This window comes from Muriicola soli, assembly GCF_004139715.1.
Taxonomy (GTDB): Bacteria; Bacteroidota; Bacteroidia; order Flavobacteriales; family Flavobacteriaceae; genus Muriicola; species Muriicola soli.
In genome coordinates this window covers 752,199-775,419 of sequence record NZ_CP035544.1, presented here as the reverse complement: position 1 = coordinate 775,419, position 23,221 = coordinate 752,199, and the positions used below count along the sequence as shown (strand labels likewise).

Here is a 23,221-nt window from a genome sequence, read left to right as displayed (position 1 = left end):
ATTCGAAGGGTTTTTTTTTGTGGATAGTGTATTAAAAATCACAAACCCCAGACAGTGAGAAGCAATGAACGTCCCCGGCTACGATCCCTGTGCTCACAGAGATATATCCCCTGCCAGGTACCCAGATTCAGTGTGCCATTCGTTATGGGTATTTGCACACTACTGCCCATCATTGAAGCTTTGATATGCGCAGGCATATCGTCGGCCCCTTCGTAAGTGTGAACGTAGTAAGGCGCATTTTCAGGGACCATTACATTGATATGACGTTCAAAATCCTCCCTGACCGTGATATCAGCATTTTCATTAATCGTAAGGCTGGCCGAAGTGTGTTTGATAAACACCTGCAACATGCCCATACTTATTTTCTCAATCTCCGGCATTTCCTGAATGACCCGCTTAGTAATCAAATGAAATCCACGTGGGTATGGAGCCAATGAAATCTCTTTCTGATGAACTATCAACATAGAATTATCATTTACTTGTAATACTTTACCATAAAGTAATACAGAATTTAAACAATACAAATACCTTTACACCTTAAAATGGAAAAGCCTAGCGACATCTCCCGAATTAAATTAGTGGTAACCGATATGGACGGGACCCTGCTCAACCCTGAACATCAGGTAAGCGACAGGTTTTTCGAGCTATTTGAGGCACTTAAAACAAAGGGAGTTCGATTTGCCGCCGCCAGTGGAAGACAGTACAACAGTATTGTATCCAAATTGCAACCCATCAGAGACCAAATCTTCGTCATTGCTGAAAATGGAGGCCTCGCCATGCAAGCCGACAGGGAAATTGTTTCCACTCCCCTGAATCCCACTACAAAGAATTCCGTCCTCAATACACTACGAAGAAACAGCGGTATTCATCCCGTACTTTGCGCCAGGAATAACGCATATGTAGCAGGCCATTCTTCTGAGTTTTTAAGTGTTCTTAAAGAATACTATACCGAATTTGAGATCATTGATGACCTGCGGGGATTTGATCAGGAGGTTATGAAAATTGCCGCCTATCATTTTGAAAGTTCAGAACGACATATTTACCCACTTGTTTCCCCATTTGAGGATTCACTGATGGTCAAGATCTCCGGACGTCACTGGGTAGACATCTCACATCCCAATGCCAATAAGGGTCATGCCTTAAAAATTATACAAGGTGAACTGGGAATTGGGCCCGCAGAAACCATGGTTTTTGGAGATTACAACAATGACCTTGAAATGCTGGCCTTGTCCGACTTCAGCTATGCAATGGCCAACGCACATCCTAATGTCCTTAAGGCCGCTAGGTATATGACAAAGAGCAACGAACAAATGGGTGTGGAAGTAGTACTACAAGAATTATTAAAAAGCCTGGATTAGGTTTTTTGCTTTTTTTTACGCGCAGCAGGAAAGAGTACATTATTTAAAATAAGGCGATATCCCGGAGAATTCGGATGTAATTCAAGTTCTGTTTTGGGATCACCAACACGGTGCTGATAGTCTTCCGGATCATGTCCTCCGTAAAAGGTGAAAAATCCCTTTCCTTTAATCCCATGGATGTAGCGTGCCTCCCCATTGATTTTATTCTCGCCTAATACCAGGACAACAGGCTTGATTTCACTCCTTTCAAATGCCGTGGTCTGCCCCATAAAGCCCTTTACGAGCATAGTGTGATTTTGGCACAACATCGTAGGCACGGGATCCCATTTGGCGGAAAAATCCATCAGGGTAAAATAATCCGATTCCCTGGGCACGCCTCGTCTTTTATTAGTCATGTCAATGGAAGAGAATTCATACCGAAGCGGATTGCGTTCCAGCGTAAAATCCTCAAAGGCGAAAGTATTGTCAAAATTCAGTTTTCCCTGATAATTAGGCTCTGAGGGATCCCCATCAAACATGGGCTCGCAGATATCCACTCCCCTGGCCGCCAGGGCAATGTCAAAACTGTCTGTTGCAGAGCACATCGCAAACATAAATCCACCACCAATAACATAATCCCTGATCTTTCCGGCCACAGCTCCCTTTTCTTCTGAAACCTTGGAAAAACCGAGTTTTTCGGCACGTGCCTCGGCATTCAGTTTCCCTTCAATATACCAGGGCTGAGTACGGTATGCCTGGTAAAATTTGCCGTATTGTCCCGTAAAATCTTCGTGGTGCAGGTGCAGCCAATCGTACAGTGCTAATTGATCATCCAGAACTTCCTCGTCATAGACCGTTACGTATGGGATTTCAGCATAGGTGAGTACCATGGTAACGGCATCATCCCAGGGCTGATTTTCTTTTGGACTGTAGACCGCTATTTTCGGTGCTTTCTCCAGAATCACGGCTTCCTGATTCTGGGAAGGACTCCCGATGGCGTCGAGGATAGCTTCGGCTTTTGCATCAGAGATGATCTCAAAAGAGACTCCTCTGATCTGGCATTCCCTTCGGATAGCTTCCCCGTCGGGGAGTAAAAAGGAACCCCCGCGGTAATTGAGTAACCATTGAACTTTTTGTTCCTTGGTCAGCACCCAGTACGTTATTCCATATGCCTTGAGGTGGTTCTCCTGACTTTCCGCATCCATCGGAAGGAGAATCATGGTTGCGAAAGAAGCAGTGCTGATAAAAAGAAATCCGAATACGGTAAAAAGGGTCTTCAATTTAAGAAGTGATGGTAAAAAGCAATCGGGACTATAGAATAGAGAGTAGTAATTTCTAAAATGGGACTTCATTGTCATCCGCGTCGAGATCTGGATTATCATTCAAACTGCTTCCAAAGGCCTCATCTGCATTAGGCAGATTTTTGGTAATGAAAGGGTTCTCTCCGTCTGCATTCATCTTTGATTGGAACTCAAAAGGTGAATCAAAGTCATCCAAGTTATCAAATTTACCGAGTTGTCCAATGAACTTTAACCTAATATTATCTAAACCACCATTACGGTGTTTTGCCACAATAAACTCGGCCTGACCTTGTGTAGGCGTGCGCTCTTCATCATCCCATTCGTCTATTTTATAGTATTCAGGACGATAAATAAAGGATACGATATCGGCATCCTGCTCAATAGCTCCCGATTCCCTGAGGTCTGATAGGATAGGCCTCTTGCTCCCCCACGGGTCTCTACTGCCCTTGATAACTGTGAGAGCGCAATTACCGGGACGTTCAATTCTTTTGCCAGGGCCTTTAGGTTTCTGGAGATAGTAGAAATTTCCTGTTCTCTGTTACCTCCTTTCTGGCTTCCGCCAGCGGTCATAAGCTGCAGGTAATCAAGAACGATAAGTTTTATTTTGTGCTGTGAAGCCAGTCGTCTGGCCTTGGCCCTTAGATCGAAAATAGAAAGCGATGGTGTGTCATCAATAAAGAGGGGTGCCGTTTCTAATGCTTTTACTTTTACGTTGAGCTGTTCCCATTCGTGCTTTTCCAGTCGGCCAGTTCTCAACTTTTCAGAGGACAATCCGGTTTCAGAGGAAATGAGTCGGGTGATCAATTGCACAGAAGACATTTCCAGGGAAAAGAAAGCCACGGGTATATTGGAATTAACGGCCATGTTCCTCGCCATTGAAAGGGTAAGGGCGGTTTTACCCATTCCAGGACGTGCAGCGATAATGATCAGATCACTGGGTTGCCAACCGGAGGTCAATTTGTCTACTTTGTCAAATCCGGATGGAATTCCGCTAAGTCCATCCTTATTGGATATTTCTTCAATCTTTTTCTTGGCCTGGATGACCAGATTTTGAGCAGTTTCAGCAGAGCGTTTTAAATTCCCCTGGGTTACTTCGTAGAGTTTGGCTTCCGCGTTGTCTAGCAGATCAAAAACATCAGTTCCCTCATTGTAAGCGTCTTCTATTATCTCACTTGATATTTTGATTAAACTACGCTGAATGAATTTTTGAAGAATGATCCTGGCGTGGAATTCGATATGTGCAGAACTGGCTACTTTTTGAGTGAGTTTTATGAGGTAAAAATCCCCACCTACCTGATCGAGCTTTCCTTCCTTCCTCAATTGGGCCGAAACGGTTAATAAATCCACCGGCTCGGAGCTTTCGAACAGCTGGAAGATGGCCTCATAAATAAACCTGTGCGCATCTTTGTAAAATACATCCGGATGAAGAATATCGATTACCTCGTCTACTCCTTTTTTATCGATCATCATTGCACCAAGCACAACTTCCTCTAAATCAACTGCTTGAGGGGGTAATTTACCCTTCTCGAGGTTGATCAGAGACGATTTGCCAATTTTATGGCCCACAATCGGACTTGGTTTCTCCATGAGTGTAAAAGTATGCATTAACCTTAAGTTAACATTCAAATTCGGGACTCGGATATTAACGGTTCATCAACAATCTGCCTGTTGATAAGTTACAAAAATGTGTTGATAACATAAAAAAACCGAAGTTAATTAACTCCGGTTTTTCTCAAAGGTTTTAACTCAGGGTTTTAACCACTGAAAACTCCCATATTAGCATACTTGTCCATCCTCGTTTTTACCAGTTCTTTTGGTGATAACTTTTGGAGTTCCTCGTAATGCTTACTGATTTTGTTTTTTACAATTTCAAAGGTCTTTTCCCGGTTGGCATGCGCTCCTCCTTCGGGTTCTTTTACAATCTCGTCTATTAACTTTAGGCGCTTCATATCTGTAGCGGTCAATTTCAACGCCTCTGCTGCGATTTCTTTATATTCCCAGCTCCGCCATAAGATGGAAGAACAGGATTCCGGGGAAATTACAGAGTACCAGGTGTTTTCAAGCATCAAAACCTTATCCCCCACTCCAATTCCCAAAGCTCCACCGGAAGCTCCTTCACCTATGATAACGACAATGATCGGCACTTTAAGCCTGGTCATTTCGAGGATGTTCCGCGCAATAGCTTCTCCTTGTCCCCTTTCCTCAGCCTCTATGCCCGGATAGGCACCGGGGGTGTCGATAAAACAAACTACAGGGACATTGAATTTTTCGGCCGACTTCATCAGGCGCAATGCCTTTCTGTATCCTTCCGGATTGGCCATCCCGAAGTTTCTGAGCTGTCTCGTCTTTGTATTGTAGCCCTTTTGCTGCCCAATGAACATATAACTTTGATCCCCGATCTTCCCCAGACCCCCGATCATAGCTTTATCGTCTTTTACATTGCGATCGCCGTGAAGTTCTAACCAGGTTTCCCCACAGATCGCCCTGATATAATCCAGGGTATAAGGCCTGTTGGGGTGTCTGGAAAGTTGCACCCTCTGCCATGCCGAGAGGTTTTTATAGATCTCTTTCCTGGTCTCGGAGAGTTTTTTTTCTATCTGCTTGCAGGTTTCGGTAACATCCACATCGCTTTCTTCCCCAATGATCTGACATTTCTCCAACTGCTCTTCCAATTCTTTTATGGGAAGCTCAAAATCCAAATATTCCATCTCTTCTTCGTTTCGGTTGATTCTGCCCACAAATATAAAATATAAATGGAAACCTGACCCTTGTGATTTTGCTTTTTGCCTATCCCTACAGTTGGTAAATTAAATCACGAACAAGGGAATGATTTCTGAAGTTACCTCTTGGCTTTTTGCAAGAGGTAGAATCCGAATACCCCAAAGGCGAGGTTGGGAATAACGACGGCAAGTAAAGGAGAAAAACCCGACTGTTCAGCCAGGGTGCCGAAGACCTTATCAAAAAAGATATAGATAAAAGCAACCCCTATTCCAAAAGCCAAATTGACTCCCATTCCACCCCTCCTTTTCACCGATGACACCGCCACTCCGATGATCGTAAGGATAAAAGCAGCCAGGGGCAGGGCCCAGCGTTTGTATTTTACCAAAATATAGGTGTTGATATTAGAAGCTCCTTTTTTCTTCTGAGTATTGATAAAATTGTTCAGTTCAAAAAGGTTCTTGGTCTCGGCTACGTAAGAAACCGGGGTGAGGTCGTCAATCTTAAAGTTAAATATAGTATCCAGCCTGCGTTTTGTTACGACAATTTCTTCCTCTCCAACCAGCTTACGACTCGTATAGCTCGTTAGCCTGTAGAGGCTGTCTTTAGGCACCCATCGGATGTTGCCTGCACTAATTTTTCTCTCCAGCTTGTTGTCTTCCCCAAAGTGCTCAAAAGTAAAATTATACCCGATTTGCCTATCGGGATCAAAACTGCTTACGTAGATAAAATCATTTTCATTCAGCTGATTAAAGATATTGCTGGTAACCCTGTCTCGTTTGCCTTTTTTGAGATATTTAAACTTGAATTCATGATATCCGATACTGGCATTGGGAACTATAAACATGCTCATAAAAACATCATTACAGCAATGATAGAAGCGCCAATCCAGTACGGTCTTAAAAATCGATTGTAGGAGACCCCAGAACTCAGGATGGCAACAATCTCTGTATTGTTGGCCAGTTTCGAAGTAAAGAATATGATGGAAAGAAAAAGAAAAATTGGAAATAGCAGATTGCCAATGTAGATCGTAAAATTCATATAATAGACCAGGATCTCATTTAGTGGAGCTTCATTGTCTATCATCTTCCCTATTTGCTCAGCAAGGTTGAGCATGATCCCGATAGGCACAAACAAAAGTAGCATCGTCCCAAAAGTTAGGAGGTAGCGTTTCAAAATGTACCGATCCAGTATCTTCAGCATTACAAGCGCTTATCCATTTGTTTGACCATTTTCGCTTTCCAGGGGGTAAAATCCCCGGCTAAAATATGATTTCTGGCTTCCCTTACCAACCACAGGTAAAAGCCGAGGTTGTGAATCGTGGCAATTTGCTTGCCCAAATATTCATTCGCCACAAAAAGATGCCTCAGGTAGGCCTTTGAATACTCTTTGTCTACAAAGGTGGGTCCGTGCTCATCGATAGCAGAGAAATCATTCTCCCACTTTTTGTTTTTGATATTTATGGTGCCCTCTGCTGTAAATAACATGCCATTACGTCCATTTCTGGTAGGCATAACACAGTCGAACATATCAATTCCCAGTGCAATATTTTCAAGAAGATTGATTGGTGTACCAACACCCATAAGGTATCTGGGTTTATCCTCCGGGAGAATGTCGCAAACCACTTCTGTCATTCCGTACATTTCCTCAGCGGGTTCACCCACGGACAATCCACCGATTGCATTTCCTTCGGCTCCTACACCGGCGATATACTCTGCAGATTGCTTTCTGAGATCCTTATAGGTTGATCCCTGCACAATGGGAAAAAAGGTCTGTGAATAATCGTAGAGAAGGGGGGTCTTCTCAAGATGTGTGATACAACGCTCCAGCCATCTATGCGTCATATGCATAGAACGCTCGGCATATTTATAGTCGCATGGATAGGGCGTACATTCATCAAAGGCCATAATAATATCGGCTCCAATTATCCTTTGAATTTCCATGACCCGCTCTGGCGTAAACATATGAGTAGAGCCATCGATATGCGATTTAAACTTAACTCCTTCTTCTCTGATCTTCCTGTTTCCCGAGAGGGAATAGACCTGGTATCCTCCGCTGTCGGTCAAAATATTGCGATCCCATCCCATAAAGGCGTGCAGGCCCCCGGCTTGTTGTAATATCTCAGGTTTGGGGCGCAAATACAAGTGATAGGTATTTCCTAAAATGATATCCGGATCAATTTCTTCCCGGAGTTCCCGCTGGTGAACGCCTTTTACCGAGGCTACCGTACCCACAGGCATAAAAATTGGGGTTTTTATGCTCCCGTGATCCGTAATCATTTCTGCGGCCCTGGCCTTCGAACCCGGATCTGTATGTTGTAGTTTAAATTGCAATACCTTAATTGAGAAGTCAAAGATAGCTAACACTCTATAGAATTTCCCTAACAAAAAAATAAAGTTACGTCTTCACAGCTTCGTTAATAAATTGTAATAACTCCAGTTGTGGAAGCAAAAGATAGCCTTTACTTTTAGCCGAAATTAAGACGATTTTTATGTCAGCACCACAAGATTTAGAGAAGATCATCATCCAGGTTCGCAGGGATATTGTCAGAATGGTCCACAAGGTTAATTCAGGCCACCCTGGAGGGTCGCTGGGATGTACAGAATTTTTTGTCGCCCTGTATTTTGAGCTTATGGATTTAAAAAGTTCATTTTCCATGGATGGGATTGGCGAAGACCTTTTTTTCCTTTCCAACGGACACATCTCCCCGGTTTATTACAGTGTTTTGGCCCGAAAAGGATTTTTCCCAATTGAAGAATTAAACACTTTCCGATTGTTAAATTCTCGTTTACAAGGGCATCCTACAACTCATGAAGGACTGCCGGGAGTGCGAATTGCTTCGGGTTCGCTCGGACAGGGAATGTCAGTAGCCGTTGGGGCGGCCCTGGCGAAAAAGCTGAACAAAGATGAACACCTGATCTATAGCTTACACGGCGATGGGGAACTGCAGGAGGGTCAGAACTGGGAAGCTATTATGTATGCCGGGAGCAAAAAAGTGGATAACCTGATAGCTACGATCGACAGGAACGGACAGCAGATCGATGGGGCCACAGAAGACGTGCTGTCCCTCGGAGATGTTGGAGCCAAATTTAAAGCCTTTGACTGGGACGTCATTGAACTCAAAGAAGGGAATGACATCAGTGCTGTGATAAAAACACTGAAGGAGGCAAAGAGCAGGACAGGAAAAGGCAAACCCGTTTGTGTGATAATGCACACCGTGATGGGGAATGGAGTTGATTTTATGATGCATACCCATGCATGGCACGGGAAGGCTCCCAATGACGAACAATTACAAACGGCACTGGATCAGAATCCCGAAACATTGGGCGATTATTAATACAAGCAAGAAGGAAACAAGATGAAAAAGTATATAGATCAGGGGAAAAAAGATACTCGTAGTGGTTTCGGAGCCGGAATGACCGAACTGGGAAGGACAAATCCCAAAGTGGTTTCCTTGTGTGCCGACCTGGTGGGATCCTTAAAAATTGAACAGTTTATTGAAGAAAATCCGGAGCGATTTTTTCAGGTGGGAATAGCCGAAGCTAATATGATGGGAATAGCAGCGGGCTTAACCATTGGTGGTTTTATCCCATTTACGGGTACATTTGCCAACTTTTCAACCGGAAGGGTCTACGATCAGATCAGGCAATCGATAGCTTATTCAGGTAAAAATGTAAAAATTTGTGCTTCTCATGCCGGTTTAACTTTGGGGGAGGATGGAGCTACCCACCAGATCCTGGAAGACATAGGCCTGATGAAAATGCTTCCCGGAATGACGGTCATCAACGGATGTGACTATAACCAAACTAAGGCTGCAACTCTGGCTATTGCTGATCATCAGGGACCAGTATACTTAAGATTTGGAAGACCAAAAGTGCCCAACTTTACAGATCCGGATCAAGTCTTCGAAATTGGCAAGGCTGTAAAACTTACCGAAGGTACTGACGTAACCATCATTGCCACCGGCCATTTGGTCTGGGAGGCCCTGCAGGCTGCAGAATCCCTGGAAAGCGAAGGCATCTCAGCCGAAGTAATCAATATTCACACCATCAAACCCCTTGATGAAGAAGCCGTTCTTACTTCCATCCAAAAAACAGGCTGTGTTGTCACTGCTGAAGAACACAACTTTTTGGGCGGACTGGGAGAGAGCATCGCAAGGACGCTGACTACTCATTACCCTGCTCCTCAGGAATTTGTAGCCACCCAGGACACTTTTGGAGAGAGTGGAACAGCAGAGCAATTAATGGAAAAATACGGACTAGACAATAAAGCGGTAAAGAAGGCCGTTTACGAGGTGTTAAAGAGAAAAGCATAGTTTTCGGTATCATTCTTGATAACCTTAAACTGTCTTAAAAAAACACATTATGAAAAAAACACTTCTTACGGTGGCTATTGCTGCCCTTTCAGCTATTTCTTATGCTCAGGTCGATTCAAAGTTTGGGGTAAAAGCCGGACTCAACTACAACGCTAACGGGGATTATTTTGAATCCGCCAGTGAGGCCGCGAGAAATCCCGACAGAAATGTGGGATATCACATCGGATTCTTTGGCCAGATAGGTTCAAGGGTTTACTTCAGACCTGAAGTGGTCTATACAAGCATTTCATCTGAGTATGAAAATGAGGATTTTAAAATGCAGAAATTAGACCTGCCATTATTAATTGGTACAAAAATTATTGGTCCCCTGCATGTTTTTGGTGGCCCGGCATTTCAATACATACTCGATACGGAGTATGACGGTATTACCATTAGTGATGTGCGGAACGACTTTACGGTTGGGCTAAACATTGGAGCGGGGATCAACCTAGGAAAATTGGGTATAGACCTCAGGTATGAAAGGGGCTTTAGTGATAACGAAGCTACCTTTATCAATACTAATATTACCACCGTGCCTCAAAGCCGGATTGATACAAGACCCGATCAACTCATTTTGAGTTTCTCACTGGCACTTTAATAAAAAGGCCCTGAAATTATCAGGGCCTTTTTATTTGGTTTCTTTTATATCAACTATCCCGGTCGAGATAATTGGGTATTCCGTCGTTGTCATCATCAGGAAAGCTAATATTTCCCTGATCGTCAATAATGATCTCGTCCCTGGTAAGAATCCCGTCTTCGTCATCGTCCGGATCTATATGATTAGGAAAAGCCGGAGATCTTAGAGCTACTTCCCTATCTTCATCCGTATTGTCGTCAGTAACATCTCCGTCTCCATTGAGATCCTCCATAAAGGAAGGAATCCCATCACTATCATAATCAGTTTCTGGAATATATAAGCCAGTTGATACTTTAAATATCAGAGGAGAATAAGCCGGGATTCCCCCTGTTGTACCATTAAAATATGCGAGGCCTGAGGGTAAGAACATTACTCCTACTCCGCTATTAGTAATTTCCGTAGTCCCGTCAGGGTTTTCTACAATTGCATCTCCAACCTTGAATTTGGTCATGGCTTGCCCGTAACCTCTTAAGAAAAAAGGCAAATACTGCCAGGTGTATCCTGCTGTTGCGTCAAATAATTCCCCATTGAGCAAGGAGCCTTCGTATTTGACAAATGTAGAATCGGCTGCTGTCGGTGAAGCACCCGCTCCTTCCCGAGCGACTAAATAGTAAAGGGTATGCTGTACAGTTTCGTTGTCCTCCAAATCAAAATCTTCAGATTCAACCTCAATGGTAATCGTTTGAACATCATCGATTAAAGGGCGCTTATCACTATTGGCACCGGCAATGGTATCCAATTGTACCTGATAGTCAAAATCTGCAGGAGGATTTTGAAACTCTTCATAATTGTAGAAATGGGTCTGCAAGTACTCTTGTAAAGCGGCATTATCTTCTATGACCACTTCGCTTAAAAGTCTTGGCGGAATCACTTCAAAGTCGACCCCATCGTCATTTCCACATGAAAGGATTAAAATAAAGGCGGTCATTCTTAAAACGACCTTTCTAAAAGGCATAGCATTCTTTTTATCGGGCGCAAGATACAATTTTCCCCTATTTTTGTGGAAGACCTTAACAAAGATTTTAATTCCTTTATGCGCATAGACAAATACCTTTGGTGCACCCGCTATTACAAGACCCGTAACCAGGCAACAGAGGCGTGTAAAAAGGGACATGTAAAAATCAATGAGCAGGTTACCAAACCTTCAAGGGAGGTGTTTCCCACAGATAAAATCACTTTACGCAAGAATCAGATCGATTTCCAGCTTACTGTTCTGGAAATTCCTGACAGCCGGGTAGGTGCTAAGATCGTAGGGCTTTATAGAACTGATACTACACCCGCAGAGGCTTTTGAGCATCAGGAGGCGCAACGTCTGGCTCAGGAATACTATCGAAAAAAAGGGACCGGAAGGCCTACGAAAAAAGATCGAAGGAATATTGATGAATACCTGGATGAAGGGGACTAAAGAATTTTGGGATCAGCGATATCTCAACCGTAAAATGGGATGGGACATTGGGGAAGTATCTTCTCCTTTGAAGGCATATATTGATCAATTGCCTTCTAAGGACCTTAAAATTCTGGTGCCGGGAGCAGGCAATAGTTACGAGGTGGCCTATCTCTATAAAAATGGATTTCAGGATGTATATGCCCTTGATATCAGTGAGATGCCCCTTGAAAAATTCAGAAAAGAACATCCTGATTTTCCAGTAGGACAACTGCTGAATATTGATTTTTTTGAGCTAAATGAGATCAAGTTTGATCTCATTCTTGAGCAAACATTCTTCTGTGCTCTACAGCCAGATTTAAGGGAGAAATACGCGAGAAAAATGCAATCGCTTCTTAATGAAAGGGGTGTACTTGCGGGCTTGTTGTTTGATTTTGAAAGGAAAGACGGTGGGCCGCCTTACGGAGGGAATATTGAGGAGTACCGATCCCTTTTCTCGCGGTTTTTCAAAATCAAGAAACTAGAACGAGCCTACAATTCGATACCTCCAAGACAGGGTAGCGAACTCTTTTTTATCTTTGAAAACAAAACTAACTGACCCCATGGAAAACGTGATCCTGAAACACCAGCAAATTCAACATATCGTAAGGCGAATTGCTTACCAGATCTACGAGACCAATGTAGAGGAAAAAAGGATCATCATTGCGGGTATTAAAGGGGGTGGACTCGATTTTGCCAAGAAGTTGCAAAGGGTGTTGCGAAAAATCACAAAGGCGGAAATCATTCTTTGCCAAGTGAGTATGGACAAATCAAATCCGCTGAAAAGTGGAGTCACCACCTCACTTAGTACGGAGGAGTACAAAAATTCCTCCATCGTATTAGTTGATGATGTTTTAAACTCAGGTTCTACCCTGATCTACGGTGTACATCATTTTTTAAAGACGCCCTTGAAACAATTGAAAACTGCAGTTTTGGTCAACAGAAATCACAAAAAGTATCCTGTAAAAGCAGATTTTAAAGGAATATCACTCTCTACCTCACTCCAGGAACACGTACACGTACATTTTGAGGCCAAAAAAGACGTGGTGTTTCTAGACTAATTGGGCAGAAATCATTTTCACTATCTCGGCAACAGTTTTACCATCGCATTTGATCGTATGCGTGGCGCGATTATAGAATACCTGCCGTTCAAAGATGTGTTTGCCAATATAGTCTGCCAGTTCTTCTTTTGGCAAATGACTGATCAGCGGACGATGCCCCATTTCCCCGGATAGTCTTTTGGTCAACCCATCCACGGACAACTGCAGGTAAAAAACATTTGATGTCGCTTGTAAGAGTAACTCCATATTTCCGGAATAGCAGGGAGTCCCGCCTCCGGTTGACAGCACCATATTTTCATTTGAATCGAGTACTTTTCTGAGAAATTCGTGTTCTTTTTTACGGAAGAACAGCTCCCCTCTTTGCTCAAATATTTCAGGGATGGTGGAGTTCATTTCCTCTTCCATATAGGAGTCCAGGTCCAGAAAGGGATGGTTTAAACTCTTTGCCAGGGCTTTTCCGACAACTGATTTTCCACTCCCCATATATCCCAGCAATGCTATCAGCATAAACATCTTTTTTTACAAAAGTGGAGCAATTCATATCCAAATCAAAGAATTCCTAAAAATATCCTTAAATCGTCTTGAAAAATAGATTATTGATATTATATTTGCACCCTCTTAAAGGGCTCCCCTCGGGAATCCTATAATAAGTACTTTTTACATTTTGACCTGGTAGCTCAGTTGGTAGAGCATCTCCCTTTTAAGGAGAGGGTCCTGGGTTCGAGCCCCAGCCAGGTCACGATCAAGTAAATCCAGTCTATTGATTTAGTCTGGATTTTTTCGTTTAAGCCCCTATATGCATTGATTCTTCGGTGCTTTCAGAGATTTCCTAGTAAAAGTCAACTTATCAAAGTATTTGGTTATTCCAGGTGTCCCATTTGGTGACCCATGTGAAAAGCCAGGTGTCCCACTTTTAATTCAGAATTGTGTGCCAATTGTTTAACATTAAATCAATTGGTTATGAATCAACAAAATTTACTTGTACTATTCTATTTGAATAAGTCCAAAATCAACAAAAAAGGCACTTGCCCTATTAAGTGCAGAATCACCTACAAGAAAAGAAGAAAGGAATTTTCCGTTGGTGAATTTGTCAATCCTATCGAATGGAATGCAAAAAAACAAAGGGCAATATCTAAATCTATTGAAAACCAACAATTAAATACTCAGTTACAGATCATAGCGGCTAATATCAAAAAGGAATATTTAAAACTGCAGCTCTCTGAAATTGAATTTACGATTGAGGATGTATTTCAGCATTATCTGGGAAAGCCAACCCTCCAGGACACCTACTTAATCGCCTACTTTAAGGAGTTCCTGCAAAAAAAGAAGAAGCTTATAGGAATTGACATTGAACTGGCCACCTGGAAGAAATACTATTATGCTTGTTTGCAAGCTCAGTCCTTTATTAAATGGAAATACAAGAAAAAGGATATCCCGTTACAGGAATTAAAACCCCATTTTCTAGATGATTTAGAATTTTATTTAAAAACAGAACTGAGTCAACGTCAGGTTACCGTAAATAAGACTATTCAACGCTTCAGAAAGCCGATTAGGACGGCTGTAGCCGAAGGATATTTGGACAAGGATCCTTTTGCACTCCACAAACCGGGCAGAGTAATCAAAGGGGTTATTTTCCTTACAGTTGAGGAATTAGAAAGACTCCAAAACTATCCGTTAGAACAGCCCAGGTTAAAACTGGTACGAGACTTATTCATTTTCTGCTGTTATACAGGCTTGGCCTACCACGAAATGAAGCACCTGAAGCATGAACACATCATAAAAGGTTTTGACGGAAATGAGTGGATCCAAATGGAGCGGAAGAAAACAGGTAAAAAGATTTCTGTACCGTTATTACCCAAAGCAAAAGATATTCTCAATGAATATGATACTCAGCAGGAATTTATACTACCCGTTATTAGTAATCAGAAAATAAACTCCTATCTGAAGGAGATCGGGGCTATTGTAAGTATTAAAAAGAAAATTAGTCACCACATGGCTCGGAAGACATTTGCATCCACCGTGTTGCTTTATAATGATGTACCTATGGAGGTAGTCAGTGAACTCTTAGGACATTCCAGTATTAAGATAACCCAGGAATATTATGGCAGAATTGTACAGAAAAGGGTGAGTGATGAGATGAAAAGGATTGCAAAATTGAGTAGTTAGTTAAAATAGGAATCGATCAAAAAAGAGATGAATTCTTCATTTTAACCTATAACTCCAATTATACAGAGGCCTTATTAGAGTTTCCCTTTTTAACAAATTTTTATATATTTAATCATTATTGCTATTTGTCTCCCCCCAATTCCTTACTTGAGCAAGTATTTATTAATATTTAATATTTGCATTCAATAGTTGTACGATGAATAATCTTATTGTAGGTCAAGTAGTAAGATCTGCCTTTCTTTTATTTGGTGTAACTTTTTTTTTTCAGTCTAATCAATTGTTAGGCCAGCCATCTCTTGTAGATTACGATATATTAGCTCAAGAGCTCAACATTGACCCCAGAACCGCAGAGGCTGCGAAATCAGCCGTCAATTTTTTTCGGGTTATTATAGATAGGCCTGAAATCTTTCCTGAAGCTTTAGATTCAATAAAATCCTTTGAAGTGAATGATAAGGAAACAGCACAGAATCTATTGAAGGAGACTGACTATTTAAGAGCAGAAATCCAAATACAAAGCGCAAACATTAGAAATGATTATTTTATGGCTGTTGATGCCGCCGTTCAAACATTATTCCAAGAACTTGAAATTGCAGATTTAAATATTACCAACGATCCAAATGCTGACGCCCTGATTGTTAATACCGCACAAATGCTTGCCTCAGATCTAATCAAAAATGGCGTAAAACGAAAATTATTGAGAGAAAAGTTTAAGGTCGAAAGAGAACTTGATTCATTGCTTGACAATAAAATTACTCCCCTCAAGAATAAGGTCATAGAAAATATTGAAGCTAATAAACAAAATTATCTCGAAGCCGCAGCTTACGTTTCAGAAGAGCATGCTATGAGGACTAATTATAATAATTACCTTCTACAAGAATGTATTTTGGAATTCATGAATAAAAACTATTCCCCATGGAGCTCAGAATGGCTTGAACACGACTGTAAAAATGATCTAAGATATTTCTCATCATCAAATAAGGACTCCTCAGATTTTCAAATTGCAATTAGGAAGTTAGAATGGCACGAAAAAACAGAAATCCCGCTATTTAAGAAATCTGCAATTAACTATTTGAAACGTAGTCTAAGAAAAAATCCTAAAAGCAAAGAAGCCTGGTATTTACTTTATAAAAATTCAGAAGATATATTTCTTAAACACGAATTCATTAATTATGCTTTTCTTCTCGACCCTAACAAATACGAAAGAGAGTTTAAAAATTCATTGAAAGTCACTCACAACTTCATTCAAGACCTAGTTTCAATGGATTCTATTGGCTTTGAAACCAACAAAAAGAATTTTGATATCATCAAATCTATTGAAGAATACAACCAAGCAGAATATTTAAAACTAGCGATCTTAGCAGACAGTCCAAAATTCACAAATTTTCTTATTTCATATATGATCCAGGAAAATGATTTATGCAACAATCAAGACCTGATATTCAAAGAGGATTCTTATCAAGTGTTTGATTTATTTTTAAAAACTTGTGAATTTGATCATGTAAGTTTGATCAATAATTTAATTAATAACCATTCAAAAAACTGTTTGAAGTATTTGAATAGATTATATCCTGACCTGGTTGCCAATTTTTTTAAAGAGAATGATTTAAGGGTCGAAACACTAAAGGTTGCCTATAAATATAACTTGATAGCGAAAGATAAGATGCCTTCTAATTTATTATCTGAATTAAAAATCAGCTTTAATAATATAGACAGCATATTTATAAATGAAAAATATTTGAAAAAAAACACTTCCGCATATGTATTAAAAATGAAAAAATAAATATTAGATTCAATGGAAACGAGATACTAGGAGAGTCTTTTGATATTGTAATAGGCGAAGAACCAATTAACTATTTAGAACTTTACCCGGCTCCAAAACCATCTATCAATGATCCTACATTTTCATTTGCAAGAATATATGAGAAGTATGAATTAAATGACTTCAACCCCCAAAAAAAGTATTCATTAAATGAATTACTGAGTTTGCATGAAGAATTTAATAAAGCAAATGAAGAGGGGATATTAATGTATGAAAAGACGATAAATGGATTTATTTCTGAAACCAGGAAAAAATTCAAAAATCTTATGTCCACAGGGAATTACTATCTGATAAATAATGAGAGGAGGAATTTCAATTCAAAGATTGATCTTATAGACAGCTTAATTAATAGCAAGCAAGTGGATCTTCTGAATCTGATTCCTCATGCTACACTATTTTATAAGGTTAGGTTTGAAGGGAAAAAAAGAAAACTAGATAAGGAAGCAACTTTAACTCGTGAAGAAATACTGGATAACGGAAAATTAACAATTAATATCTATGATGAAAACGATCCCTTTAACGCAATTTTAGAAATCCCTAAGCCGATATATAAAATTACAATTGCAAATGGCGAACTAGTTAAAACATTTAAAGTAAATAATGGTAAGATCCTTAATATTGAAGAATGCTTTAATAACGAGTGCGATTATTTCAGGGAAAAAGAGAGTGTATTTTCTAGTATTAATTCGCATGAATCATATCTAAAATCTGGGAGTTTAATAAGATCAGAACTTGGATGGCTGGCACTAGACTCTAAAGAAAGTAATGGTAAGATATCATTTATTGATATGGGTAATAACCAGATTTATTATATGGATATTTTAAAGATTAATAACAAAATTCAAGAAGTAGAAACTAGCTATAGTATGTATAGCGGCAATGAAATGTTGTTAAATAAACTTTATGCATTTAATATTTATTGAAATGGAAAAATTAAGCCGTAAACTCATCATTTTACTCATTTTATCAGGATTAAATATATGTCACCCACAAGATAGTTCTCATGATATCGTAATTAAATTGAATGGTGAGGAAATTATTGGGGAAATATTGGAACTTGGAGCTTCTGAGATAAAATATAGAAATAATAATAACAGAGAAACTGCAGTGTCGAAAGACAGTATTTTCATTATTAAAAAAGCAAACGGATCCCTCTTGAAAATAAATATTGAAGATGGCCCTTCTCAAGAACTTATTACCAACAACCTTAGAAAGTATCTCTTTCATTACTATATGGGCTTAGTTTATAAAAATAGAGCAAGTAGCTCAAATTCTTTAGCTGATTCAGGAACAGCTATAGCGCATTGGAAGAAAGCAATTAACGCACAACCAACAAGTGATTCCGCTTATTACCATATGGCAATGACCAAATGGAATCTTGCTTTAAAAACGCAAGATGCGTCATGGATGGATGAGTTTAATAAGGCATTAGAGCTAAATCCAGATAAATATGAATACAGAGTGACTCTTATAGCCCTAATTCAGCCAGGACTATTTCCAGGAAAAGACTTTTATTCAAATAAACTTATTGCCATTGATGAGGCCTTGAAAAAATGGCCAGAAGGTTGTTATTTACACCAGGCCAAAGCAGAAGTGCTGTTGAATCTCGATGAATACCAAGAGGGGTTGAAAGAAGTTAATTATGCCGTTGAAAATTGTGAGGTTGATTATGACCTTTTACTAATTAGAATGGAGCTCAATTTAAAACTCTATAAGGTTGTTAAGAAAAGTAATCCAAACCTAGCCCAATCCCTGGAAAAAGAGTTAGGGAATGACTACCTAAGAATACTAAGTGTTGCAGATGGGAAATGGGTTCCAGGAAGATTCAAAAAATTTGAAAAATACGCAAACTAATTACAAAATGAAGAAACTCACGACGACTCTAGCTTTATTATTTATCAGCTTGGTTTATTCTCAAGAGGACCTAATCTACTTCTCAACTGGAGACGAATTAAAAACAAACATATTCTCAATTGACGATAATTATGTTTCTGTCAGAGATAAAAACACAGACTCCATTATAAGTTACGATAAAGACTACATTTTTATGGTAAAGTTTCAAAATGGGGATAAAGAAGTCTACGGATTAAAAGAACACCCTTTGAAATTTCTAAAAAATCGTAGGAAGTACAAGATAAACCTTGACGTAGCATCTTTTTTGGTGGAAAATAAAGACGATTATTCCAAAAAAGACACGAAACTTATGGAAGGTGAAATAATATATTTTCGGATTGAAGTTAAAAATGAAACAGACCCATATTTCGAAAACGCCTATTTTTTTGTGGATTCCACAGAATCGATAGCTGCACGTGAAGATGTTTTTGGCTTAGGAGGTAAACAACATCGAACGAATAAATTTGAAATCGAAAAAAAAGAGTTTGATTTATTATTAGGGCCTGGCAGTGCTTATTTCAAAGTGTTTCTCTATAATCAAGTGTCATCAGATAGTCCTTTAAGTATCTATGAGGAAAAGGAAGTAAGTGTTCAATTGAAAGAAACAGACAAGGAGATTTTTCTGAAAATTTCCCCATATGTTAAAAGGCATCGCGCCTTAAACAATATTACTGGTACTAGTACAGAAATAGATGTTTCAATATCTACAAGATAAAGTACCCCAATTTTATTTAAGACCCTCTTGCTTATAAGTGCATACTTTGAGGGGTAGTACTCTTAGCTACTAGTTATTTTAAGATAGGATTTTACAGGTTTATACATATGAAAAAGATTATTCAGTCCTTTCTAAATATTCTAATAATTATCTGTTGGGTTAAGTCATTCTCTCAAATAGAAACTATTGAAAATGTTCCTATAGATAATGTGTACATGCCATCCAAAAAATATGGAGATATAGTTCAATATGCTCAGGATATTATTAAAAAAACAGATTTGGTCTGGACTCCATTGTCGAAGGATCTTATTACTCTAACATATAGTGATTTTATAGTAAACTATGCTACAGAAGGAGGTGGTTATATTCTATTAGAATCTCCAAGCTTGGCAATTGATTTTATACAAGGAGGGTTTTGGAATGTCAAAAAATCATTAGCAAAAGATTTTCTTTTAGAGATAGCAAAAAAAAGTATAAATCATCCAGAAGAAATTGCTAAAAACGTCGCTAAAGCGACTATTGATGAAGGTTTGTCCGACTATTATGATGCATTTAATATTGTATCAAAGTACTCCAGAAGTAAAAAATTAAGCAGGCAAGAAGCATTACATTTCATAGAGAAAAAATGGGGTTTTATGAAGCTTAGTGCAGCTAGAAAATTGATATCTGATATTATATCGAATAATTATGAAGATCCAAATAAAAAGTTGACGCGTAGTGCATTGAATGACGTATACAAGAAAATGGAAGAAGCACTCAATATAAATTCGGGATCATCAAGTGAAATTTCCAATGTAGATGCGGCTTTTTTTGTTTGGGATTTATCTAACCTCATGATGGAAGCTAAAGTAGGGATAATGAATTATAAGCCTTATGTAGATTTCAGGAATAGAATGATTGAGATTAATAATCTGATGATGGAAGAAATAAAATCCTGGAAGCCCTGGATCGAAATCACTATTCCGAATAGTCAAACTAGATGGATAAAAGGCGAATCTATATCTCTGGAATGGACAACTTTTAATATTCCCGAAGATATACCTATAGAATTTATTTTGGCTAAAGGCGGGGAAAGTATTCAGAAAATTGGACCATTCAGTAATAAAGGCTTTGTAAATGATTTCAGGACACAAATAGACTTAGAAGAAGGGGATGATTATAGAATATATGGATATGAATTATTCCCATTGGATGGTGAAAACTATGCTAGTTATGAAACTCCATATTTTAAAGTAATTAGTGAAAGTAATAAAGATCCATTAGGAACTGAAAAGGAAAATAAACGGCAAAGATTTGCAGGTCGTAATATATCCTATATCAAGGAAATTGAGGTCAATAGTAGTGAAATTACCATCAGTTTATGGGATCATGGAAGACAAGATGGCGATATTGTTTCAATCTACTTAAATGGCGAGGTAATTACCTCTAATCATAGTCTTACTAATTCTAAAGCTAACTTTAGAGTTCAATTAAATCCAGAAAGGGCTAATGACCTAATGTTATACGCTCATAACTTAGGATCGATTCCACCAAATACAGTTTCAATATCGATAAATGATCAGTATCAAAGTGAGGACATTGTTCTTAATTCGGACTTGATGAATTCCGAAGCTGTTATATTAAAAGTAGCTAAACATTAATTCGATAGCGAAATCCCTTCCAGTATCAAGACAATACAGGAATATCACGAGAAGATTGTCCAGTAAAAAATTAGTTATGATATTTAAGGGAATTTAAGAATTTCTTAGTGAGAAAAGTTGGAAACTAAAACAAGTCTTGACACTCAGGCGTCCCTGAAAGCCAACATTGACGGTCATTCCAAATTTCCTTGACAATAAATTTAATATCAAAATCGGAATATATTTTAAAATTATTTGTGGGTTCTGTGCCAGACGGATCTTCAGGTGTTGGTAAGACATCAGGCTGTGAGGCAATAATTAGCCGAAAACTCCTTGTCAGCTCCTGTGTTTCGCCAATTTGAAAATTTCTGAGAAGAAAGGATCCTAATTCGATACCATATTTATATTCCACTATTTCCCCAAATTCGTTAAAAACGGGAATCTCATTTGTGATCCTATAATATCTAGAATCAAATGGGTGCGAATCTCCAGTTATTGATATTTGTTCTCCATTGCTTTCAACATCACCATACTCGTATAAAGCTTTAAAGAGCAATCCATTTCCTTCTACTGGAATACTATCAATCATTTGCACACCAATATAAAACTCAGCAACTGCGAGCTGTTCTTCAGATATACCAATATATACTTTAGAAAAGTTTCTATCATCAAGTGGCAACCATAGTTTACCTTTCTCAAAACCAACTGTATCTCTGGAAACCTCATTGACTTCATAAGTAATATTTAGAGTGTCCTGGGTGTCCTGATTAATTTCGTAAATAGGAATCGAATCAAATGTTATTTCTTGGATATAGCGATATTCTACTAAGGGGAATTGAGATATGAAAAAGGTAGAATCAACATTCTTATTTTGAAGAGAACTAGCTTTGTTGTATGATGTCGCACCTCCTTTTCCTCCTACAATGGCATTCTTCTTAAAAGAAATGGCACTGCCTTCTATTCTTTGAATATTAGTAGTTGAACTAGAATCCTTCTCACAGGAATACAGAAAAATTATAACAAGGAGAAGAAGGTAGATCCTTTTCATTTTCAATGTTTATTCTTAAACGAGAATTAGGACTCAATATTTTAAAGTTTTCACCCTTGGTATAGAATAATACAAAATCTTAAGAGAGGGCGAGAAAATTTCAACCTATCCTAAATAAGCTCAATTCTACCTCACTCCGTTTATAATACACCCTATTCCCAATTCCATAGGACGGAAGTATTCCCTTCTTTGACCGATGCCATTAGGTAGACAAGGATATTTAATGGTATTTAGCCGTTTCTTCTATAGTTAACAGTTCTACAGGTTCTTTGGGCTGGAAGTTTTCTTTAATGGCATTTAGTTCTTCTTCAATCAGAGTAAGTTTTTCCAAAACAGTTTCCATTGCCTTAGGGAGGTCTTCAAATTTTAGATCGTTCATAACGTATGGTTTATTTGTCTTTTCTGAAAATTGAAGTCAATTAATTGGTCTTATAATAACCATTAAGAATGTACTCCGTACAAAAAGCAAAATTGTATTAAGACATAATTTGGTAGAATAAATTACGTTAAATCAATAGTGGTAAGGGTTTTTTAATAAAAACTAAAATTTTAAAGTTCTATAAACTAAATATAGAAACAGATTTACCTCTTAGTGAAATTTTTGTCGTGGAATAAAAATGAGATTGCTTAAACGTTAAATTAACCAAACTTAACAAATGAAAATAGCAAAAATTATATCGTGGATTTATTTAGCGTTTATAGTTTTAAGCATATTAGCCAGGGGAATACCGGCAACTTTTAATATGATAGACTGGTATGGATCGCTTATGATTACAGCCGCTATTGTTGTTATAGTGCAAAAAGAAAACTAATATAAAAGCATGAATATTCCATATATGGAAATAATTATTTGCTATATGAATTTAGGTTATAACTTCTAGAGCCTAATCATCAGGTTACCAACTTATTCTATAATTTTTTAATTTTTTTTCAAAAAGTCCTACGCGCACTAAACTATAAAAGCCCCCCCCTTTTTTAATTTTGGTTGTATGGGGACTTCTTTTCTACAAGGGACTGTGGTATTTATTCAAGCCTAGTACGCTAGTCTTGTTCTTTTTCTACTATTCTGTTGATTATACAAGTGACGTATTTGGCAGGGTACTATTACTAGTAACTTTTTTTCCTAATGG

The 23,221-nt window shown here is 38.8% G+C and carries 21 protein-coding genes, 1 tRNA gene and 2 pseudogenes; 14 read left to right on the top strand and 10 right to left on the bottom strand.

Going from position 1 to position 23,221, the window contains the following annotated elements; translation table 11 throughout:
- Nucleotides 1–38: 38 nt before the first annotated feature.
- Nucleotides 39–464: a secondary thiamine-phosphate synthase enzyme YjbQ gene (locus EQY75_RS03480; protein WP_425462150.1), complete on the bottom strand. Its 426-nt coding sequence runs from the start codon at nt 462–464 to the stop codon at nt 39–41.
- Between the two features lie 78 nt (nt 465–542).
- Between EQY75_RS03480 and EQY75_RS03475 the strand changes: the two genes are divergently transcribed.
- The gene (locus EQY75_RS03475) at nt 543–1,358 is read left to right on the top strand and encodes an HAD family hydrolase (protein WP_129602908.1); all 816 of its coding nucleotides are present in this window, start codon (nt 543–545) and stop codon (nt 1,356–1,358) included.
- Here the strand turns inward: EQY75_RS03475 and EQY75_RS03470 are convergent.
- The 5 genes and pseudogenes from EQY75_RS03470 to tgt form a co-directional block, all read right to left on the bottom strand.
- Nucleotides 1,355–2,557 (bottom strand): asparagine synthetase B, encoded by a 1,203-nt coding sequence (locus EQY75_RS03470; RefSeq protein ID WP_129606918.1) that lies wholly within the window; start codon nt 2,555–2,557, stop codon nt 1,355–1,357. The two genes, EQY75_RS03475 and EQY75_RS03470, sit on opposite strands and share 4 nt — an antisense overlap.
- A gap of 115 nt (nt 2,558–2,672) precedes the next feature.
- A pseudogene (dnaB, locus tag EQY75_RS03465) lies at nt 2,673–4,225 on the bottom strand (replicative DNA helicase).
- A 167-nt stretch (nt 4,226–4,392) separates the two neighbouring features.
- Nucleotides 4,393–5,346, bottom strand: coding sequence for an acetyl-CoA carboxylase carboxyltransferase subunit alpha (locus EQY75_RS03460; RefSeq protein ID WP_129602906.1), 954 nt, complete (start codon nt 5,344–5,346; stop codon nt 4,393–4,395).
- Nucleotides 5,347–5,477: 131 nt separating this feature from the next.
- A pseudogene (locus EQY75_RS03455) lies at nt 5,478–6,559 on the bottom strand (LptF/LptG family permease).
- Nucleotides 6,559–7,635 carry a tRNA guanosine(34) transglycosylase Tgt gene (gene tgt / locus EQY75_RS03450; protein WP_425462156.1) on the bottom strand — a complete coding sequence of 359 codons (1,077 nt, stop codon included), beginning with the start codon at nt 7,633–7,635 and terminating at the stop codon, nt 6,559–6,561. The pseudogene EQY75_RS03455 and the gene tgt overlap by 1 nt, the downstream one beginning before the upstream one ends.
- 212 nt (nt 7,636–7,847) lie before the next feature.
- On the opposite strand from tgt, the gene EQY75_RS03445 reads away from it, so the two are divergent.
- From EQY75_RS03445 to EQY75_RS03435, 3 genes are read left to right on the top strand one after another with little or no spacing between them, the layout of a single operon-like run.
- On the top strand, nt 7,848–8,693 hold the full coding sequence (locus EQY75_RS03445) for a transketolase (protein ID WP_129602905.1): 846 nt from the start codon (nt 7,848–7,850) through the stop codon (nt 8,691–8,693).
- 21 nt (nt 8,694–8,714) lie between these two features.
- Nucleotides 8,715–9,671, top strand: coding sequence for a transketolase family protein (locus tag EQY75_RS03440; protein ID WP_129602903.1), 957 nt, complete (start codon nt 8,715–8,717; stop codon nt 9,669–9,671).
- 49 nt (nt 9,672–9,720) lie between these two features.
- Nucleotides 9,721–10,308: an outer membrane beta-barrel protein gene (locus EQY75_RS03435; RefSeq protein WP_129602901.1), complete on the top strand. Its 588-nt coding sequence runs from the start codon at nt 9,721–9,723 to the stop codon at nt 10,306–10,308.
- 49 nt (nt 10,309–10,357) lie between these two features.
- Here the strand turns inward: EQY75_RS03435 and EQY75_RS03430 are convergent, their stop codons facing one another.
- Entirely contained in the window at nt 10,358–11,302 is a 945-nt protein-coding gene (locus EQY75_RS03430; protein WP_129602900.1) for an FKBP-type peptidyl-prolyl cis-trans isomerase, read from the bottom strand.
- 78 nt (nt 11,303–11,380) lie between these two features.
- Between EQY75_RS03430 and EQY75_RS03425 the strand changes: the two genes are divergently transcribed.
- From EQY75_RS03425 to EQY75_RS03415, 3 genes are read left to right on the top strand one after another with little or no spacing between them, the layout of a single operon-like run.
- Nucleotides 11,381–11,752: an RNA-binding S4 domain-containing protein gene (locus EQY75_RS03425; protein WP_129602898.1), complete on the top strand. Its 372-nt coding sequence runs from the start codon at nt 11,381–11,383 to the stop codon at nt 11,750–11,752.
- Nucleotides 11,727–12,329 (top strand): methyltransferase, encoded by a 603-nt coding sequence (locus EQY75_RS03420; RefSeq protein ID WP_246019977.1) that lies wholly within the window; start codon nt 11,727–11,729, stop codon nt 12,327–12,329. Before EQY75_RS03425 ends, EQY75_RS03420 begins: the two co-directional genes overlap by 26 nt.
- 4 nt (nt 12,330–12,333) lie before the next feature.
- Nucleotides 12,334–12,831 (top strand): phosphoribosyltransferase family protein, encoded by a 498-nt coding sequence (locus tag EQY75_RS03415; RefSeq protein WP_129602896.1) that lies wholly within the window; start codon nt 12,334–12,336, stop codon nt 12,829–12,831.
- Here the strand turns inward: EQY75_RS03415 and EQY75_RS03410 are convergent.
- Entirely contained in the window at nt 12,823–13,338 is a 516-nt protein-coding gene (locus tag EQY75_RS03410; protein ID WP_129602894.1) for a shikimate kinase, read from the bottom strand. The two genes, EQY75_RS03415 and EQY75_RS03410, sit on opposite strands and share 9 nt — an antisense overlap.
- Nucleotides 13,339–13,497: 159 nt before the next feature.
- On the opposite strand from EQY75_RS03410, the gene EQY75_RS03405 reads away from it, so the two are divergent.
- From EQY75_RS03405 to EQY75_RS03375, 7 genes are all read left to right on the top strand, one after another.
- Nucleotides 13,498–13,570: transfer RNA gene (locus EQY75_RS03405), tRNA-Lys, on the top strand.
- A gap of 221 nt (nt 13,571–13,791) precedes the next feature.
- On the top strand, nt 13,792–14,997 hold the full coding sequence (locus EQY75_RS03400; RefSeq protein ID WP_129602892.1) for a site-specific integrase: 1,206 nt from the start codon (nt 13,792–13,794) through the stop codon (nt 14,995–14,997).
- 196 nt (nt 14,998–15,193) lie between these two features.
- Nucleotides 15,194–16,777, top strand: a complete 1,584-nt coding sequence (locus EQY75_RS03395; RefSeq protein WP_129602890.1) for a hypothetical protein — start codon at nt 15,194–15,196, stop codon at nt 16,775–16,777.
- A 203-nt stretch (nt 16,778–16,980) separates the two neighbouring features.
- On the top strand, nt 16,981–17,739 hold the full coding sequence (locus EQY75_RS03390; RefSeq protein WP_129602888.1) for a hypothetical protein: 759 nt from the start codon (nt 16,981–16,983) through the stop codon (nt 17,737–17,739).
- Nucleotide 17,740: 1 nt separating this feature from the next.
- Nucleotides 17,741–18,670 carry a tetratricopeptide repeat protein gene (locus EQY75_RS03385; RefSeq protein WP_129602886.1) on the top strand — a complete coding sequence of 310 codons (930 nt, stop codon included), beginning with the start codon at nt 17,741–17,743 and terminating at the stop codon, nt 18,668–18,670.
- 7 nt (nt 18,671–18,677) lie between these two features.
- Complete coding sequence (locus EQY75_RS03380; RefSeq protein WP_129602884.1) at nt 18,678–19,424, top strand: hypothetical protein; 747 nt, start codon at nt 18,678–18,680, stop codon at nt 19,422–19,424.
- 107 nt (nt 19,425–19,531) lie between these two features.
- On the top strand, nt 19,532–21,064 hold the full coding sequence (locus EQY75_RS03375; RefSeq protein WP_129602882.1) for a hypothetical protein: 1,533 nt from the start codon (nt 19,532–19,534) through the stop codon (nt 21,062–21,064).
- A gap of 124 nt (nt 21,065–21,188) precedes the next feature.
- Here EQY75_RS03375 and EQY75_RS03370 read toward each other — a convergent pair whose 3' ends face one another.
- Nucleotides 21,189–22,091 carry a hypothetical protein gene (locus tag EQY75_RS03370; protein WP_129602880.1) on the bottom strand — a complete coding sequence of 301 codons (903 nt, stop codon included), beginning with the start codon at nt 22,089–22,091 and terminating at the stop codon, nt 21,189–21,191.
- Between the two features lie 220 nt (nt 22,092–22,311).
- The gene (locus tag EQY75_RS14160; RefSeq protein ID WP_246019975.1) at nt 22,312–22,470 is read right to left on the bottom strand and encodes a hypothetical protein; all 159 of its coding nucleotides are present in this window, start codon (nt 22,468–22,470) and stop codon (nt 22,312–22,314) included.
- Between the last annotated feature and the right edge of the window lie 751 nt (nt 22,471–23,221).

What these genes read in the sequence shown, in the direction of transcription:
- EQY75_RS03480 (WP_425462150.1), bottom strand. Translation starts at nt 464, where the DNA reads ATGTTGATAGTTCATCAGAAAGAGATTTCATTGGCTCCATACCCACGT.
- EQY75_RS03475 (WP_129602908.1), top strand. Translation starts at nt 543, where the DNA reads ATGGAAAAGCCTAGCGACATCTCCCGAATTAAATTAGTGGTAACCGAT.
- EQY75_RS03470 (WP_129606918.1), bottom strand. Translation starts at nt 2,557, where the DNA reads ATGATTCTCCTTCCGATGGATGCGGAAAGTCAGGAGAACCACCTCAAG.
- EQY75_RS03460 (WP_129602906.1), bottom strand. Translation starts at nt 5,346, where the DNA reads ATGGAATATTTGGATTTTGAGCTTCCCATAAAAGAATTGGAAGAGCAG.
- tgt (WP_425462156.1), bottom strand. Translation starts at nt 7,635, where the DNA reads ATGATTACGGATCACGGGAGCATAAAAACCCCAATTTTTATGCCTGTG.
- EQY75_RS03445 (WP_129602905.1), top strand. Translation starts at nt 7,848, where the DNA reads ATGTCAGCACCACAAGATTTAGAGAAGATCATCATCCAGGTTCGCAGG.
- EQY75_RS03440 (WP_129602903.1), top strand. Translation starts at nt 8,715, where the DNA reads ATGAAAAAGTATATAGATCAGGGGAAAAAAGATACTCGTAGTGGTTTC.
- EQY75_RS03435 (WP_129602901.1), top strand. Translation starts at nt 9,721, where the DNA reads ATGAAAAAAACACTTCTTACGGTGGCTATTGCTGCCCTTTCAGCTATT.
- EQY75_RS03430 (WP_129602900.1), bottom strand. Translation starts at nt 11,302, where the DNA reads ATGCCTTTTAGAAAGGTCGTTTTAAGAATGACCGCCTTTATTTTAATC.
- EQY75_RS03425 (WP_129602898.1), top strand. Translation starts at nt 11,381, where the DNA reads ATGCGCATAGACAAATACCTTTGGTGCACCCGCTATTACAAGACCCGT.
- EQY75_RS03420 (WP_246019977.1), top strand. Translation starts at nt 11,727, where the DNA reads ATGAATACCTGGATGAAGGGGACTAAAGAATTTTGGGATCAGCGATAT.
- EQY75_RS03415 (WP_129602896.1), top strand. Translation starts at nt 12,334, where the DNA reads ATGGAAAACGTGATCCTGAAACACCAGCAAATTCAACATATCGTAAGG.
- EQY75_RS03410 (WP_129602894.1), bottom strand. Translation starts at nt 13,338, where the DNA reads ATGCTGATAGCATTGCTGGGATATATGGGGAGTGGAAAATCAGTTGTC.
- EQY75_RS03400 (WP_129602892.1), top strand. Translation starts at nt 13,792, where the DNA reads ATGAATCAACAAAATTTACTTGTACTATTCTATTTGAATAAGTCCAAA.
- EQY75_RS03395 (WP_129602890.1), top strand. Translation starts at nt 15,194, where the DNA reads ATGAATAATCTTATTGTAGGTCAAGTAGTAAGATCTGCCTTTCTTTTA.
- EQY75_RS03385 (WP_129602886.1), top strand. Translation starts at nt 17,741, where the DNA reads ATGGAAAAATTAAGCCGTAAACTCATCATTTTACTCATTTTATCAGGA.
- EQY75_RS03380 (WP_129602884.1), top strand. Translation starts at nt 18,678, where the DNA reads ATGAAGAAACTCACGACGACTCTAGCTTTATTATTTATCAGCTTGGTT.
- EQY75_RS03375 (WP_129602882.1), top strand. Translation starts at nt 19,532, where the DNA reads ATGAAAAAGATTATTCAGTCCTTTCTAAATATTCTAATAATTATCTGT.
- EQY75_RS03370 (WP_129602880.1), bottom strand. Translation starts at nt 22,091, where the DNA reads ATGAAAAGGATCTACCTTCTTCTCCTTGTTATAATTTTTCTGTATTCC.
- EQY75_RS14160 (WP_246019975.1), bottom strand. Translation starts at nt 22,470, where the DNA reads ATGAACGATCTAAAATTTGAAGACCTCCCTAAGGCAATGGAAACTGTT.